This window comes from Enterobacter sp. PL_is379 (assembly GCF_055817355.1).
In genome coordinates this window covers 138,174-154,216 of sequence record NZ_JBVPGT010000023.1, presented here as the reverse complement: position 1 = coordinate 154,216, position 16,043 = coordinate 138,174, and the positions used below count along the sequence as shown (strand labels likewise).

Annotated in this window: 13 protein-coding genes; 10 read left to right on the top strand and 3 right to left on the bottom strand. The window is 55.7% G+C overall.

From position 1 onward, the window contains the following. Positions 1–14: 14 nt before the first annotated feature. On the bottom strand, positions 15–872 hold the full coding sequence (gene nfo / locus AC0TOY_RS05490) for a deoxyribonuclease IV (protein WP_024908173.1): 858 nt from the start codon (positions 870–872) through the stop codon (positions 15–17). 64 nt (positions 873–936) lie between these two features. Then, on the bottom strand, positions 937–1,983 hold the full coding sequence (locus AC0TOY_RS05485; protein WP_032646563.1) for a YeiH family protein: 1,047 nt from the start codon (positions 1,981–1,983) through the stop codon (positions 937–939). Positions 1,984–2,080: 97 nt separating this feature from the next. Here AC0TOY_RS05485 and yieE point away from each other — a divergent pair, with 97 nt between their 5' ends. The 3 genes from yieE to cirA all read left to right on the top strand — a co-directional run bounded on the left by yieE (position 2,081) and on the right by cirA (position 6,781). Then, positions 2,081–2,947, top strand: a complete 867-nt coding sequence (gene yieE, locus AC0TOY_RS05480) for a DNA-binding transcriptional regulator YeiE (protein WP_024908171.1) — start codon at positions 2,081–2,083, stop codon at positions 2,945–2,947. A 169-nt stretch (positions 2,948–3,116) separates the two neighbouring features. After that, complete coding sequence (locus AC0TOY_RS05475; protein ID WP_024908170.1) at positions 3,117–4,586, top strand: amino acid permease; 1,470 nt, start codon at positions 3,117–3,119, stop codon at positions 4,584–4,586. Between the two features lie 224 nt (positions 4,587–4,810). After that, complete coding sequence (gene cirA / locus AC0TOY_RS05470; RefSeq protein WP_420278514.1) at positions 4,811–6,781, top strand: catecholate siderophore receptor CirA; 1,971 nt, start codon at positions 4,811–4,813, stop codon at positions 6,779–6,781. A 99-nt stretch (positions 6,782–6,880) separates the two neighbouring features. Here cirA and fghA read toward each other — a convergent pair whose 3' ends face one another. Continuing rightward, entirely contained in the window at positions 6,881–7,708 is an 828-nt protein-coding gene (fghA, locus tag AC0TOY_RS05465) for an S-formylglutathione hydrolase (protein ID WP_473721586.1), read from the bottom strand. A gap of 138 nt (positions 7,709–7,846) precedes the next feature. Here fghA and AC0TOY_RS05460 point away from each other — a divergent pair, with 138 nt between their 5' ends. From AC0TOY_RS05460 to mglC, 7 genes are all read left to right on the top strand, one after another. Further along, positions 7,847–8,995, top strand: a complete 1,149-nt coding sequence (locus AC0TOY_RS05460; protein WP_463727114.1) for a YbfB/YjiJ family MFS transporter — start codon at positions 7,847–7,849, stop codon at positions 8,993–8,995. 102 nt (positions 8,996–9,097) lie between these two features. Beyond that, entirely contained in the window at positions 9,098–9,766 is a 669-nt protein-coding gene (gene folE / locus AC0TOY_RS05455) for a GTP cyclohydrolase I FolE (protein ID WP_008500927.1), read from the top strand. Positions 9,767–9,785: 19 nt separating this feature from the next. Beyond that, entirely contained in the window at positions 9,786–10,943 is a 1,158-nt protein-coding gene (gene yeiB / locus AC0TOY_RS05450) for a DUF418 domain-containing protein YeiB (protein ID WP_473721585.1), read from the top strand. Positions 10,944–11,098: 155 nt separating this feature from the next. Beyond that, on the top strand, positions 11,099–12,121 hold the full coding sequence (galS, locus tag AC0TOY_RS05445) for an HTH-type transcriptional regulator GalS (protein WP_032646558.1): 1,023 nt from the start codon (positions 11,099–11,101) through the stop codon (positions 12,119–12,121). A gap of 294 nt (positions 12,122–12,415) precedes the next feature. Further along, a complete protein-coding gene (mglB, locus tag AC0TOY_RS05440) occupies positions 12,416–13,414 on the top strand; it encodes a galactose/glucose ABC transporter substrate-binding protein MglB (RefSeq protein WP_024908164.1) in 999 nt (332 codons plus the stop codon). Between the two features lie 79 nt (positions 13,415–13,493). Continuing rightward, positions 13,494–15,014, top strand: a complete 1,521-nt coding sequence (gene mglA / locus AC0TOY_RS05435; RefSeq protein WP_008500922.1) for a galactose/methyl galactoside ABC transporter ATP-binding protein MglA — start codon at positions 13,494–13,496, stop codon at positions 15,012–15,014. A 15-nt stretch (positions 15,015–15,029) separates the two neighbouring features. Next, positions 15,030–16,040, top strand: a complete 1,011-nt coding sequence (gene mglC / locus AC0TOY_RS05430; RefSeq protein ID WP_008500921.1) for a galactose/methyl galactoside ABC transporter permease MglC — start codon at positions 15,030–15,032, stop codon at positions 16,038–16,040. The last annotated feature ends 3 nt before the right edge of the window (positions 16,041–16,043 follow it).

Sequence of the window (16,043 nt, the reverse complement as noted above, 5' to 3'; positions counted from 1 at the left end):
GCACCCGGCTTTTTTTATGCCGCCTGTTCAGCGGTTTGCTGTGCCTTCAGCCAGGCAATCTCTTCTGCCCAGATATCCGGATTAATGGTTTCCAGCACCATCGGAATACCGTCGAAGCGGGCGTCCTGCATAATGAAGCGGAACGCATCGTGACCTATGTTGCCTTCGCCCAGGCTGTGGTGGCGGTCAACGCGGCTGCCAAAGGCGCTTTTCGCATCGTTCAGGTGCATTCCACGCAGGTACTTAAAGCCCACAATGCGCTCGAACTCATCAAACGTGTTTTTCGTTGCCTCGGTGGTGCGCAGGTCGTAACCGGCGGCAAACGCGTGGCAGGTATCAATGCACACGCCGACGCGGGATTTATCCTCCACGCCGTCGATAATCGCCGCCAGATGTTCGAACCTAAAGCCGAGGTTGCTGCCCTGACCGGCGGTATTCTCAATCACCGCGGTGACGCCTTTGGTCTTGTCCAGCGTGATGTTGATGGACTCGGCAATACGCGCCAGGCAGGCATCTTCATCGATTTGCATCAGATGGCTACCCGGATGGAAGTTCAGCAGCGTCAGCCCCAGCTGTTCGCAGCGCTGTACTTCATCAAGAAACGCCTCGCGGGATTTTTCCAGCGCCTCTTCAACCGGGTGACCGAGGTTGATCAGGTAGCTGTCGTGGGGAAGGATTTGGCCTGGCCCGTAGTGATACTTCTCACAGGCAGCCTTGAAATCATCAATCACTTCAGCGGTGAGCGCTGCGGCGCGCCACTGGCGCTGGTTTTTGGTGAACAGGGCGAAAGCGGTCGCCTCGATTTCGGCGGCGCGAATGGCGGCATTCGCAAGGCCACCTGCAGCGCTGACGTGCGCTCCAACATATTTCATAAAAAAACTCCTGCTAACCCGAAACGCTTATGATAGCGGGTTAGCAGGAGAAGGACGAGATGGTTTATGCCATCAGGCTGTGCACCGCGAGGTTAATGGCACCGCCGCCGACAATCAGCCAGATGAAGAGCACCAGCGCCATCAGCAGCGGTTTCGCACCGGCTTTTTTCAGCGCGCTGACGTGTGTGGTGACCCCCAGCGCCGCCATGGCCATCGCCAGCAGTACCGTATCCAGCGTTACCAGCATATCGACAACGGCTTTCGGCAGCAGGTGGAAGGAGTTGAAAATCGCCACCACGATAAACAGGATCGCAAACCACGGAACGGTGATTTTGCTCTTCTGGTTACTGTCTGCTGGTGCCAGCTGCTTAACCCGCGCGGCAAGGAAAATCAGGAACGGGGCCAGCATCATCACGCGCAGCATTTTGGCAATCACCGCCGCGTTTTCGGCGTCCGGGTTAATGGCATGTCCTGCCGCCACCACCTGAGCCACTTCGTGCATGGTCGAACCGATGTAGATGCCGTAGGTTTCCGGGCTAAACCAGTGGGCAACCAGCGGATACATGGCCGGGTAGAGGAAAATCGCCAGCGTACCGAAGATCACCACCGTCGCTACCGCCACGGTCACCTTGCTGGCTTCGGCTTTAACGACGGGCTCTGTTGCCAGCACCGCCGCGGCCCCACAGATACTGCTCCCCGCACCGATCAGCCAGCTGGTTTGCTTATCCAGGCCAAAGACTTTCTGGCCGATAAAGCAGGCCAGCAAAAAGGTGCTGGTCAGGGTCAGGACGTCGATGGCGATTCCGCTTACGCCCACATCCGCAATCTGCGAAAAGGTGAGACGGAAGCCGTAAAGAATGATCCCAAGACGCAGCAGGTGCTGTTTGGCAAAGATCACGCCGCCGTCGCAGGATTTCCAGATATGTGGGTAAACGGTGTTACCCACGACCATGCCCAGCAAAATGGCCAGCGTCAACGCGCTAAAACCCGCGCCTGCGATAGCCGGGATGCTGCCGCCCCATAGCGCGACGGCGGTGACCGCAGCGCTGAGCGCAAGACCCGGCACGAAGTGCCACACTGTACGATGATGTTGTAAGGTGATTTCTGACATAACCTTCTCCTTTGTCTGGCTAAAGGTTACGGCGCTCTGGCTTAAAAATAAAATTGATTATATACTTATAATCAATCTATATAAGTGGTAAGCAACCATGCACATTACATTGCGTCAGCTGGAAGTGTTTGCCGAGGTGCTAAAAAGCGGCTCGACGACCCAGGCGTCACAAATGCTGGCGCTCTCGCAGTCTGCGGTCAGCGCGGCGTTGACCGATCTTGAAGGACAGCTGGGCGTGCAGCTTTTCGACAGGGTAGGGAAGCGTCTGGTGGTGAACGAGCACGGTCGTCTTCTTTATCCACGCGCGCTGGCGCTGCTGGAGCAGGCTATCGAAATCGAACAGCTGTTCCGCGAAGACAACGGCGCGATCCGCGTCTATGCCAGCAGCACCATCGGGAACTACATCCTGCCGGAAGTGATTGCCCGCTACCGCCGGGATTTCCCGACTCTGCCGCTGGAGATGAGCGTGGGCAATAGCCAGGACGTCATCAACGCGGTGATCGATTTCCGCGTGGATATCGGCCTCATCGAAGGACCCTGCCATAACGTCGATATCATTGCCGAGCCCTGGCTGGAAGATGAGCTGGTGGTGTTTGCGTCCCCGGCCTCGTCGTTATTGCAGGGCGAGGTGACGCTGGAGCGCCTGGCGCAGGCGCAGTGGATCCTGCGCGAGCAGGGCTCCGGCACGCGTGAAATTGTCGATTATCTGCTGCTTTCCCATCTGCCGCATTTCCAGCTAGGGATGGAGCTGGGGAACTCTGAGGCGATCAAGCACGCGGTGCGTCATGGCCTGGGGATCAGCTGTCTTTCCCGGCGCGTCATTGCCGAACAGCTGGAAACGGGGTCGCTGGTTGAAATCCCGGTTCCATTGCCGAAGCTGGTGCGCACGCTGTGGTGCATTCATCATCGTCAGAAACACCTTTCCAGCTCGCTGCAGCGTTTTCTGCGCTACTGCGAGATGTAATCTTCCCCTCATCCTGACCCTCTCCCCAAAGGGGAGAGGGAAAAATTATGCTTTACTTATAATCCTGGCCGAGTCATGAAGCTCTCTTATAACTGAGTATTTCTGCCGGAAGGAACACGGATCGTCTGCTACAATCGCGCCTCATTTATTAAATGGACAGCATTTTCATATGGTTTCAGAAATTAAAACCACAGAAGCGCCCACGCTACGTCGTGAACTCAAGGCGCGTCACCTGACGATGATCGCCATTGGAGGCTCAATCGGTACAGGTCTTTTCGTTGCCTCTGGCGCAACGATTTCGGCAGCCGGCCCGGGTGGGGCACTTTTCTCTTATATCCTGATTGGCCTGATGGTGTACTTCCTGATGACCAGTCTCGGCGAACTGGCCGCGTACATGCCGGTATCCGGTTCGTTTTCGACCTACGGTCAAAAATACGTTGAAGAAGGCTTCGGCTTCGCGCTGGGCTGGAACTACTGGTACAACTGGGCGGTCACTATCGCCGTTGACCTCGTCGCCGCGCAGCTGGTAATGAACTGGTGGTTCCCGGATACGCCGGGCTGGATCTGGAGCGCCCTGTTCCTGGCCGTCATCTTCCTGCTGAACTACATCTCCGTGCGCGGTTTCGGCGAAGCGGAATACTGGTTCTCTTTGATCAAAGTGGCAACCGTCATCATCTTTATCGTCGTCGGTGTGGCGATGATCGTTGGTATTTTCAAAGGCGCAGAACCTGCGGGCTGGAGTAACTGGACAACAGGCGATGCGCCGTTTGCCGGTGGACTGTCGGCGATGATTGGCGTGGCGATGATTGTCGGTTTCTCCTTCCAGGGGACCGAGCTGATTGGTATCGCTGCCGGTGAGTCAGAGAACCCTGAGAAAAATATTCCGCGCGCGGTTCGTCAGGTCTTCTGGCGTATCCTGCTGTTCTACGTGTTCGCGATCCTCATTATCAGCCTGATCATTCCGTACACCGATCCAAGCCTGCTGCGTAATGACGTTAAAGATATTAGCGTCAGTCCGTTCACGCTGGTCTTCCAGCACGCCGGTCTGCTTTCTGCTGCGGCAGTGATGAACGCCGTTATCCTGACCGCTGTGCTTTCAGCCGGTAACTCCGGGATGTACGCGTCCACCCGTATGCTCTACACGCTGGCATGCGACGGTAAAGCCCCGCGTATCTTCGCGAAGCTGTCCCGTGGCGGGGTACCGCGTAACGCGCTGTATGCCACCACGGTGATTGCCGGTCTGTGCTTCCTGACCTCTATGTTTGGCAACCAGACGGTGTACCTGTGGCTGCTTAACACGTCCGGAATGACGGGCTTTATTGCCTGGCTGGGGATTGCCATTAGCCACTACCGTTTCCGCCGTGGCTTCGTCAAACAGGGTCACGATATTAACTCGCTGCCGTATCGCTCCGGCTTCTTCCCGCTGGGTCCCATTTTCGCCTTCATTCTGTGCCTGATCATTACGCTTGGACAGAACTATGAAGCGTTCCTGGCGGACACCATTGACTGGGGCGCCGTCACGGCGACCTACATTGGTATTCCGCTGTTCCTCGTCATCTGGTTTGGTTACAAGCTGACGAAAGGAACAAAATTCGTTCGCTACAGTGAAATGGAATTCCCGGAACGATTTAAACAATAACCGCACTTCCTCTCTATTAGCCCGCTCGTTTGAGCGGGCTTTTTTATTCCCACATTCTGAAACAAAGATATATTTCTTAACAATTCAATTGATAATAATTATCGTTTGCTTTATCGTTATCAAAAATAAGCGTGCTACCGACCCACCGCAGATGTGGGCGGCAGGGAAGACGCTGTGAGCAATGATGATTTGATTGAGTTGTATTTACCTCATGGAGATATGGAATGTTTAGGTTGAATCCCTTCGTCAGGGGAGGACTTTGCGCGTCCGCAATGTCCCTGGCCCTGCCTGTTATCGCAGCGGAATCCGGCGACACAATGGTTATCACGGCCTCCGCGACCGAGCAAAACCTGAAAGACGCACCGGCAAGCATCAGCGTCATCACCCAGGAAGATTTGCAGCGCAAACCCGTTCAGAACCTGAAAGATGTGTTACGGGATGTGCCGGGCGTGCAGCTCACGAGCGAAGGGGACAACCGTAAAGGGGTAAGTATTCGCGGACTGGACAGCAGCTACACGCTGATCCTAATTGACGGCAAGCGCGTCAATTCCCGTAACGCGGTATTCCGCCATAATGATTTCGACCTCAACTGGGTGCCGGTTGACGCCATCGAACGAATTGAAGTGGTGCGCGGACCGATGTCTTCTCTTTACGGCTCCGATGCGCTGGGCGGCGTGGTGAACATTATCACCAAAAAAATCGGCCAGAAATGGACGGGTACCCTGAGCGCAGATTCCACGGTTCAGGAACATCGCGACCGTGGAGACACCTACAACGGTCAATTCTATACCAGCGGTCCGCTGGTGGACGGTCTGCTGGGGCTGAAAGCCTACGGTAGCCTCGCAAAGCGTGAGAAAGACGGTCAGCAGAAGTCCTCTACCACGGCGAGCGGTGAAACACCGCGCATTGAAGGCTTCACCAGCCGCGATGCGAATGTGGAATTCGCCTGGACGCCGTCTGAAAATCATGACTTTACGGCGGGCTACGGTTTCGACCGTCAGGATCGTGACTCGGATTCTCTCGACAAAAACCGCCTTGAGCGTCAGAACTACTCTCTCAGCCACAACGGCCGCTGGGGCGTCGGCAACAGCGAGCTGAAGGTGTACGGCGAGAAGGTGGATAACAAAAACCCGGGCAACAGCAATCCGATCACCTCCGAGAGCAACGCGGTGGACGGGAAATACGTGCTGCCGCTGGGCGACATCAACCAGCTGATGACCTTCGGCGGCGAATGGCGTCACGATAAGCTGAAGGATCCGGTCAACCTGACGGGCGGTTCCGGCAGCAGTACGTCGACAAGCCAGTATGCCCTGTTCCTGGAGGACGAGTGGCGTATCTTTGAACCTCTGGCGCTGACCACCGGCATCCGTATGGATGACCATGATACCTACGGCGACCACTGGAGCCCGCGCGCCTATCTGGTCTACAACGCGACCGATACCGTAACGGTGAAAGGGGGCTGGGCGACCGCGTTTAAAGCGCCGTCACTGCTGCAGCTGAGCCCGGACTGGGTCACCGGCTCGTGCCGAGGTGCCTGTGAGATTGTCGGTAACCCGGATCTGAAACCAGAGACCAGCGAGAGCTTCGAGTTAGGTCTCTACTACAGCGGGGAAGAGGGCTGGTTAGAGGGCGTGCAGGCCAGCGTGACCACCTTCCAGAATAACGTCGATGACCGCATCAGCATCAGCCGTACGGCCAATGCGAAGCAGGCGCAGAGCTACCCTAACTACGTTGGCCTGAATGCTGACGGTGAACCGATATTCCGCTATTACAACGTCAACAAGGCGCGCATCCGTGGGGTGGAGACCGAGCTGAAATTCCCGCTGGCGGACGACTGGAAAGTGACGCTGAACTACACCTACAACGACGGTCGTGATATCAGCAACGGCGGCAACAAGCCGCTGTCCGATCTGCCGTTCCACACCGCCAACGGGACCGTTGACTGGAAGGCGACGCAGGACTGGTCGTTCTATGTTCAGGGCAACTACACCGGTGAGAAACGCGCGCTGACCAGCAGCGACCCAACGCCGGGTGGTTATGTTATCTGGAATACCGGCGCCGCGTGGCAGGCGACGAAAAGCGTGAAGTTGCGTGCGGGCGTGCAAAACCTGCTGGACAAAGATCTGAGCCGCGACGATTACAGCTACACGGAAGATGGCCGTCGCTACTTTGTCGGTGTGGATTATAAGTTCTGATGTAACCTTTATGCCCGGTGGCGCTTCGCTTACCGGGCCTACAAAACCCACGAATGTAGGCCGGGTAAGGCAAAGCCGCCACCCGGCAATCGGCCGCACTTACCCGAACAAATGCTCCGCATGGAAGCGGAGATGATCCTCAATGAAGGACGCAATGAAGTAATAGCTGTGATCGTATCCCGGCTGAATGCGCAGCGTCAGCGGCCAGTCCTTCTGGCGTGCCGCTTCTGCCAGCACCGCAGGCTGCAGCTGTCCGGCGAGGAACTGATCCGCATCGCCCTGATCGATAAGCATCGGGATAGCATTTTCTGAGCTGCTGGCCAGCATCAGCGCGCAGCTGTCCCATGCCTGCCATTTTTCCGCATCCTCACCCAGATAGTGTGTGAAGGCTTTCTGCCCCCACGGCACCTGTGTTGGGTTCACAATCGGTGCAAATGCCGACACGCTGACGTATTTCCCCGGATTTTTCAGCGCCATGATGAGCGCCCCGTGTCCGCCCATTGAGTGGCCGCTGATCGCGCAGCGCTCGCCGACCGCAAACTGCGACTGCACCAGCGCAGGAAGTTCATCGCGGAGGTAATCATACATGCGGTAGTGGCGCGCCCAGGGCTGCTCGGTCGCATTGAGATAAAACCCGGCGCCTTTGCCCAGGTCGTATCCGGCATCGTCGGCCACATCGTCGCCACGCGGGCTGGTGTCTGGCATCACCAGCGCAATGCCCAGCTCGGCGGCAATACGCTGCGCGCCCGCTTTGGTGGTGAAGTTTTCGTCGTTGCAGGTCAGGCCGGAAAGCCAGAACAGAACCGGTGGATTTTCCGTCTGCGGCAGGAAAATGCTGAACGTCATTGCACAGTTCAGGGTGGTGGAGTCGTGCCGCCAGCGCTGCTGTCGACCTTCAAAACAACGGTGCTCTTCGAGCAGTTCCATGCAGGGCTCCTTAATGAGAATGCGTATTCATAAAAACCATAATACAGCCTTTTCATTGACCTGTGAGTAACTTTCACTTTCGCCAGAGGGCGAGATGCTGCATCATAAATTTACTTTTCTTTAACATTTGGAGCGGTCATGGCGCTGCGTATTGCGCTCAGTGGGTTTGTCGTTCTGGTGGTGGCGATGGGGATAGGGCGCTTTGCCTTTACGCCCCAGGTGCCACTGATGATTGCTGCCGGACAGCTTACGCTGACCAGCGCGGGTCTGGTGGCGGCGATGAATTACCTGGGCTATCTGGTGGGCGCATGGGATGCCATGCGTGCGCACCGCTTTGTGGAAACGCGCCTCTGGCTTGGCATCACCGGCGCGGTGGCGCTGACGCTGCTCTCCGCGGCGGCGGAAAACGCCGTCGTGCACGGCCTGCTGCGTTTTGTCATCGGCTGCATGAGCGGCTGGTCGATGGTACTCATTGCCGCCTGGACCAACGAACGGCTGGGGCAGCTCGGTAAACCGGGGCTGAGCGCTGCGGTGTTTGCCGGACCGGGGGCGGGCATCGCCCTGAGCGGGCTGCTCGCCGTCTATATCCAGGCGAAATCCCTGTCGGCCGGGGCGGCATGGCAAATCTACGGCGTGCTGGCGCTGGTGCTGATTGCCCTGGTGGCGCGCTACCTGCCGCGATCCGGGCAGCTCCATCGACCCGGAACCGCGCCGGAGCCGCTGCTGCTGACGGCGGATTTAAAGCGCCTGGTCTGGAGCTACAGCCTGGCCGGGTTTGGCTATATCCTCCCGGCGACCTTCCTGTCGCAAATGGCGGCGGTGCGTTTTCCCGGCAGCCTGTTTGCCCAGTTTGTCTGGCCGATTTTTGGTCTCGCCGCCGTGGTGGGCATTGCGCTCAGTATTCTTTTACGCCACACCTCAACGGCTAACCGCAGGCTGGCTATCGTGCTGTGGTTACAGGGGGCGGGCGTGCTGGCGGCCTGGCTGCTGCCGGGGATTGGCGGTTTGCTGACGGGCGGGCTGCTGGTGGGAGGCGGCTTTTTGTGTGCCGTGCAGCTCTCTCTTTTATACGGTCGCGAGCTGGCGCCAAACCACACGCGCTATATGGCCGGCCTGCTCACCACCGGGTATGCGATAGGGCAATTGATTGGCCCGATGACCTCGGCGTTATCAACCTGGCTTACCCACCGACTGGAGCCCGCGCTGGGGCTGGCGGGCGTTGCGCTGTTCGTCGGCGGAGCCCTGGTCTGGAATCGTCACGCTGAAAGGCAACAGCAATTGCAATAATTATCGTCGTGAATACTGGATTATGTGCGCCGCCTCACGCACAATGAGCGCATACTTTTGCCACAACGAGGGCAAAAGACGCCACACCTGCAGGAGAACAAAATGTCATCACTCAGTAAAGAAGCTGCCCTGGTCCACGAAGCCCTGGTTGCGCGCGGTCTTGAAACGCCACTGCGTCCGCCCGTACAGGATTTGGACAATGAAACCCGCAAGCGTCTGATTGCCGGTCATATGACCGATATCATGGAGCTGCTGAATCTCGATCTGAGTGACGACAGTCTGATGGAGACGCCGCACCGCATCGCGAAAATGTACGTCGACGAAATTTTCTCGGGTCTGGATTACGCCAACTTCCCGAAAATCACCGTCATTGAAAACAAGATGAAAGTGGATGAGATGGTGACGGTCCGCGATATCACGCTGACCAGCACCTGCGAACACCATTTCGTGACCATCGACGGTAAAGCGACCGTGGCGTATATCCCCAAAGATACGGTGATTGGCCTGTCGAAGATCAACCGCATCGTGCAGTTCTTTGCTCAGCGTCCGCAGGTGCAGGAGCGCCTGACCCAGCAGATCCTGACCGCGCTGCAAACGCTGCTGGGCACCAATAACGTGGCCGTCTCTATCGACGCGGTTCACTACTGCGTGAAGGCGCGCGGCGTGCGCGATGCCACCAGTGCGACCACCACAACCTCGCTGGGCGGTCTGTTTAAATCGAGCCAGAATACCCGCCAGGAGTTCCTGCGCGCCGTACGTCACCACAACTAAGTCTTACAGGGCAGGGACCATGGAGCGAAACGTCACGCTCGATTTTGTTCGCGGCGTAGCCATTCTCGGTATCCTGCTGCTTAATATCACCGCCTTCGGTTTGCCGAAGGCGGCTTATCTCAATCCTGCATGGTATGGCGACATCACGCGCAGTGATGCCTGGACGTGGGCGATCCTCGACCTCTTTGCGCAGGTCAAATTCCTCACGCTCTTTGCCCTGCTGTTTGGCGCAGGCCTGCAGCTTCTCCTCAAACGCGGTACGCGCTGGATCCAGTCGCGCCTGACGCTGCTGGTTATCCTCGGCTTTATTCACGGCCTGTTCTTCTGGGACGGCGATATTCTTCTCGCGTATGGGTTAGTCGGGCTCATCTGCTGGCGTCTGATTCGCGATGCGCACAGCGTTAAAAGCCTGTTTAACACTGGCGTGATGCTCTATGTCATGGGGCTTGCCGTATTGCTGCTGCTGGGGATGATCTCCGGCGAGGCGACTAACCGTGCCTGGATCCCGGATGCCGCTAACCTGCAGTACGAGCAGTTCTGGAAGCTGAAAGGCGGTACGGAAGCAATAAGCAACCGCGCGGATATGCTGGGGGACAACCTCCTTGCGCTGGGGGCGCAATACGGCTGGCAGCTGGCGGGCATGATGCTGATGGGCGCGTCACTGATGCGCACCGGCTGGCTGAAAGGCGAATTCAGCCTGCGTCACTATCGGCGAACGGGTGTGGGGCTGGTGCTGCTGGGCGTGCTGATTAACCTCCCGGCGGTCATTACGCAGTGGCACATCCACTGGGATTACCGCTGGTGCGCGTTCCTGCTCCAGGTGCCGCGCGAACTGAGCGCACCGTTCCAGACCATCGGCTACGCGGCGCTGATCTATGGCTTCTGGCCAACGCTTTCCCGCCTGTGGATCCTCAGCGCTATCGCCTGCGTGGGCCGTATGGCGTTGAGCAACTACCTCCTGCAAACGCTTCTCTGCACCACGCTTTTCTATCGCTTTGGCCTGTTTATGAAATTCGACCGCCTCACGCTGCTGGCGTTTGTTATCCCGGTCTGGGTGGTTAACCTGGCGTTTTCTGTTCTCTGGCTACGTTATTTCCGCCAGGGACCGCTGGAGTGGGTGTGGCGTCAGTTAACCGCACATGCTTCAGGGGTATCATTGAAAAACACATCCAGATAACGATCTGGATCACAATCATTAACAAAACGGATGTAAGCGTTTTCATGAGTGTGAGCTTCTTCACGTAGTCCCCTTTCTCTCGCTGCCAAAATAGCCACCTTGCTAAACACAGGGGGTGTCTGTGAGTTGCTGCAATCCTTTGAAGGATGGTGAATATGATCACCATTCGTGACGTCGCCCGTCAGGCGGGCGTTTCTGTGGCTACCGTCTCGCGCGTGCTGAACAACAGCGCGCTGGTCAGCCCTGAAACCCGTGAAACCGTAATGAAAGCCGTGACCCAGCTCGGGTACCGGCCAAATGCCAATGCGCAGGCGCTTGCGACGCAGGTCAGCGACACCATCGGCGTGGTGGTGATGGATGTATCAGATGCCTTTTTCGGCGCGCTGGTGAAAGCGGTCGACGTGGTCGCCCAGCAGCATCAGAAATACGTCCTGATCGGCAACAGCTATCATGAGGCGGAAAAAGAGCGCCATGCCATCGAAGTGCTGATCCGCCAGCGCTGTAACGCCTTGATTGTCCACTCAAAAGCCTTGAGCGATGAAGAGCTAACCGGCTTTATGGATCAGATCCCGGGCATGGTGCTGATTAACCGTATCGTCCCCGGCTATGCCCATCGCTGCGTCGGGCTGGATAACGTCAGCGGTGCCATGATGGCCACGAAAATGCTCATTAACAACGGGCATCAGCGGATTGGCTATCTGGCCTCCAGCCATCAGATTGAAGATGACGACCTGCGGCGCGAGGGATGGCAAAACGCCCTGAAAGAGCACGGCATGATGCCATCCGAAAGCTGGGTGGGAACCGGTACGCCGGACATGCAGGGCGGTGAAGCGGCGATGGTGGAACTGCTGGGCCGCAACCTGCAGCTGTCTGCGGTGTTTGCCTATAACGACAGCATGGCGGCAGGGGCCCTGACGGCGCTGAAAGACAACGGCATTGCGGTGCCACAGCATTTATCACTCATTGGCTTTGATGATATTCCGATTGCCCGTTACACCGACCCGCAGCTGACAACGGTGCGCTACCCCATTGCCTCTATGGCGAAACTGGCGACTGAGCTGGCGTTACAGGGGGCGGCAGGGCTGCTGGATCCGGGCGCAACGCACTGTTTCATGCCGACTTTAGTGCGTCGCCACTCCGTCGCGGCCAGGCAAACTGTGGTTCCGATCACTAACTGATTACATGAGGTGATGTAACCGTTTTCAATCTGTGAGTAAATTCACAGTATCTTAACAAGGCGCTGACTATGATGTCAGCGTTTTAGGAGCTGAAACGCTATGTAACGGTGATTATTCACTTTCACTATAGCCAACGTGCCGCAAACAACGAATAAAACGCATTTCTGGAGCGTTACCGAACACGGAAGATAGAAATTTTATAAGTGAACTTCGGCTGTCAGTAACGTTTTATTAACACCTGCCCGCCGATCGTTATTCACAAGAACTACCCTGCATAAAAAAACCGGAGATACCATGAATAAGAAGGTGTTGACCCTTTCTGCTGTAATGGCAAGCATGCTTTTTGGTGCAGCAGCGCACGCTGCGGATACCCGTATTGGTGTGACCATCTATAAATACGACGACAACTTCATGTCTGTTGTGCGTAAAGCGATTGAGAAAGATGCGAAAGCAGCGCCAGACGTTCAGCTGCTGATGAACGACTCCCAGAACGACCAGTCCAAACAGAACGATCAGATCGACGTTCTGCTGGCGAAAGGCGTGAAAGCCCTGGCCATCAACCTGGTTGACCCGGCTGCAGCAGGCACGGTTATTGAAAAAGCGCGCGGCCAGAACGTGCCGATCGTCTTCTTCAACAAAGAACCTTCCCGTAAGGCGCTGGATAGCTACGATAAAGCGTATTACGTCGGTACCGACTCCAAAGAGTCCGGTATTATTCAGGGCGATCTGATCGCCAAACACTGGGCGGCGAACCCGAACTGGGACCTGAACAAAGACGGTCAGATTCAGTTCGTGCTGCTGAAAGGCGAACCAGGCCACCCGGATGCTGAAGCCCGTACCACTTACGTTATCAAAGAGCTGAACGACAAGGGTCTGAAAACCCAGCAGCTGGCGTTAGATACCGCGATGTGGGATACCGCTCAGGCGAAAGATAAGATGGACGCGTGGCTGTCCGGCCCTAACGCGAACAAAATCGAAGTGGTTATCGCCAACAACGATGCGATGGCAATGGGTGCGGTAGAAGCGCTGAAAGCGCACAACAAATCGTCCATCCCGGTATTCGGTGTGGATGCGCTGCCAGAAGCGCTGGCGCTGGTTAAATCCGGTGCGATGGCCGGTACCGTTCTGAACGATGCCAACAACCAGGCGAAAGCGACCTTCGATCTGGCGAAAAACCTGGCCGATGGCAAAGGCGCGGCAGATGGCACCAACTGGAAAATTGAAAACAAAATCGTTCGCGTACCTTACGTGGGCGTAGACCAGTCCAACCTGGCTGAGTTTATCGGTAAATAAGTTAGCGGTACTGTCTCCACTGGGCGCAATTCGTTGCGCCCTTTTATAACGCGATATGCGAGGCCAACAAGGTATAATTATGGTCAGCACAACTACTCAGTCATCCGGTGAATACCTGTTGGAAATGAGCGGTATCAACAAGTCATTTCCCGGCGTTAAGGCACTCGATAATGTTAATTTAAAAGTTCGTCCTCACTCTATTCACGCCTTAATGGGTGAGAACGGTGCGGGTAAATCAACATTATTAAAATGTCTTTTTGGGATCTATCAAAAAGATTCTGGCAGCATTCTTTTTCAGGGGAAAGAGATCGATTTCCATTCAGCGAAAGAAGCACTGGAAAACGGTATCTCGATGGTTCACCAGGAATTAAACCTGGTGCTGCAGCGTTCAGTCATGGATAACATGTGGTTGGGGCGTTATCCCACCAAAGGTGTCTTTGTCGATCAGGACAAAATGTATCGCGACACCAAAGCGATTTTCGACGAGCTAGATATTGATATCGATCCGCGCGCCCGCGTGGGAACATTATCCGTCTCCCAGATGCAGATGATCGAAATCGCCAAAGCGTTCTCCTATGATGCGAAAATCGTCATCATGGACGAACCGACATCGTCATTAACGGAAAAAGAGGTTAATCACCTTTTTACCATTATTCGCAAGCTGAAAGATCGCGGCTGCGGCATTGTGTATATCTCCCACAAAATGGAAGAGATCTTCCAGCTGTGCGATGAGATTACCATCCTGCGCGACGGCCAGTGGATTGCCACGCAGCCGCTGGAAGGGCTGGACATGGACAAGATCATCGCCATGATGGTCGGCCGTTCCCTGAACCAGCGCTTCCCGGACAAAGAAAACAAGCCGGGTGAAGTGATTCTGGAAGTGCGCAATCTGACCTCGTTACGTCAGCCGTCTATCCGCGATGTCTCCTTCGACCTGCACAAGGGTGAAATCCTGGGGATTGCCGGGCTGGTGGGGGCAAAGCGTACCGACATCGTGGAAACCCTGTTTGGCATTCGTGAGAAAGCCGAAGGCACCATTACGCTGCACGGAAAGAAGATCAATAACCACAACGCCAACGAAGCCATTAATAATGGTTTTGCGCTGGTGACGGAAGAGCGTCGTTCGACCGGTATTTATGCCTATCTGGATATTAACTTTAACTCGTTAATTTCTAACATTCGCAATTACAAAAACAAAGTCGGGCTGCTGGATAACTCCCGCATGAAGAGCGATACCCAATGGGTGATTGACTCCATGCGCGTGAAAACGCCAGGCCACCGCACCCAGATTGGTTCGCTGTCAGGCGGTAACCAGCAAAAAGTCATTATCGGCCGCTGGTTATTAACCCAGCCAGAAATTCTGATGCTGGATGAACCGACCCGCGGTATTGACGTCGGCGCGAAGTTTGAAATTTATCAGCTGATTGCCGAGCTGGCGAAAAAGAATAAAGGGATCATTATTATTTCTTCCGAAATGCCGGAATTGTTAGGGATCACAGACCGTATTCTGGTTATGAGCAATGGTCTCGTCGCCGGTATTGTTGACACCAAAACGACAACGCAAAACGAAATTTTGCGTCTTGCGTCTTTGCACCTTTAAGATCAGGGGCTCCTCATGAGTGCGTTAAATAAAAAAAGTTTTCTCACTTACCTGAAAGAAGGCGGTATTTACGTTGTTCTTTTAGTACTGCTGGCTATCATTATTTTCCAGGACCCTACGTTCTTAAGCCTGCTGAACCTGAGTAACATTCTGACCCAGTCCTCCGTGCGTATTATCATTGCGCTGGGCGTGGCGGGCCTGATCGTGACCCAGGGGACGGACCTTTCTGCCGGTCGTCAGGTGGGTCTGGCGGCGGTTATCGCGGCAACCCTGCTGCAGTCGATGGAAAACGCCAACAAGGTCTTCCCGGAAATGGCCACTATGCCGATTTTCGTGGTGATCCTGATTGTCTGCGCCATCGGTGCGGTGATTGGTCTGATCAACGGTATCATCATCGCCTACCTGAACGTGACGCCATTTATCACCACCCTGGGTACGATGATCATCGTTTACGGTATCAACTCCCTGTATTACGACTTTGTCGGTGCTTCACCCATCTCGGGCTTTGACAGCGGCTTCTCGACCTTTACGCAAGGGTTTATTGCGCTGGGCAGCTTCCGCCTGTCGTATATCACCTTCTATGCGCTGATTGCGGTCGCCTTCGTCTGGATCCTGTGGAACAAAACGCGCTTTGGCAAAAACATCTTCGCCATCGGCGGTAACCCGGAAGCGGCGAAAGTGTCCGGCGTAAACGTTGCCCTGAACCTGCTCATTATCTATGCCCTGTCCGGCGTGTTCTATGCCTTCGGCGGGATGCTGGAAGCCGGCCGTATCGGCTCTGCAACCAACAACCTTGGCTTCATGTACGAGCTGGATGCGATTGCAGCCTGCGTGGTGGGCGGCGTCTCCTTCAGCGGCGGTGTGGGTACCGTACTCGGCGTGGTGACCGGTGTGATCATCTTCACCGTCATCAACTACGGGTTGACCTATATCGGCGTGAACCCGTACTGGCAGTACATCATCAAAGGCGCCATTATTATCTTCGCGGTTGCGCTGGATTCACTGAAGTACGCGCGTAAGAAATAACCG

What these genes read in the sequence shown, in the direction of transcription:
- nfo (WP_024908173.1), bottom strand. Translation starts at nt 872, where the DNA reads ATGAAATATGTTGGAGCGCACGTCAGCGCTGCAGGTGGCCTTGCGAAT.
- AC0TOY_RS05485 (WP_032646563.1), bottom strand. Translation starts at nt 1,983, where the DNA reads ATGTCAGAAATCACCTTACAACATCATCGTACAGTGTGGCACTTCGTG.
- yieE (WP_024908171.1), top strand. Translation starts at nt 2,081, where the DNA reads ATGCACATTACATTGCGTCAGCTGGAAGTGTTTGCCGAGGTGCTAAAA.
- AC0TOY_RS05475 (WP_024908170.1), top strand. Translation starts at nt 3,117, where the DNA reads ATGGTTTCAGAAATTAAAACCACAGAAGCGCCCACGCTACGTCGTGAA.
- cirA (WP_420278514.1), top strand. Translation starts at nt 4,811, where the DNA reads ATGTTTAGGTTGAATCCCTTCGTCAGGGGAGGACTTTGCGCGTCCGCA.
- fghA (WP_473721586.1), bottom strand. Translation starts at nt 7,708, where the DNA reads ATGGAACTGCTCGAAGAGCACCGTTGTTTTGAAGGTCGACAGCAGCGC.
- AC0TOY_RS05460 (WP_463727114.1), top strand. Translation starts at nt 7,847, where the DNA reads ATGGCGCTGCGTATTGCGCTCAGTGGGTTTGTCGTTCTGGTGGTGGCG.
- folE (WP_008500927.1), top strand. Translation starts at nt 9,098, where the DNA reads ATGTCATCACTCAGTAAAGAAGCTGCCCTGGTCCACGAAGCCCTGGTT.
- yeiB (WP_473721585.1), top strand. Translation starts at nt 9,786, where the DNA reads ATGGAGCGAAACGTCACGCTCGATTTTGTTCGCGGCGTAGCCATTCTC.
- galS (WP_032646558.1), top strand. Translation starts at nt 11,099, where the DNA reads ATGATCACCATTCGTGACGTCGCCCGTCAGGCGGGCGTTTCTGTGGCT.
- mglB (WP_024908164.1), top strand. Translation starts at nt 12,416, where the DNA reads ATGAATAAGAAGGTGTTGACCCTTTCTGCTGTAATGGCAAGCATGCTT.
- mglA (WP_008500922.1), top strand. Translation starts at nt 13,494, where the DNA reads ATGGTCAGCACAACTACTCAGTCATCCGGTGAATACCTGTTGGAAATG.
- mglC (WP_008500921.1), top strand. Translation starts at nt 15,030, where the DNA reads ATGAGTGCGTTAAATAAAAAAAGTTTTCTCACTTACCTGAAAGAAGGC.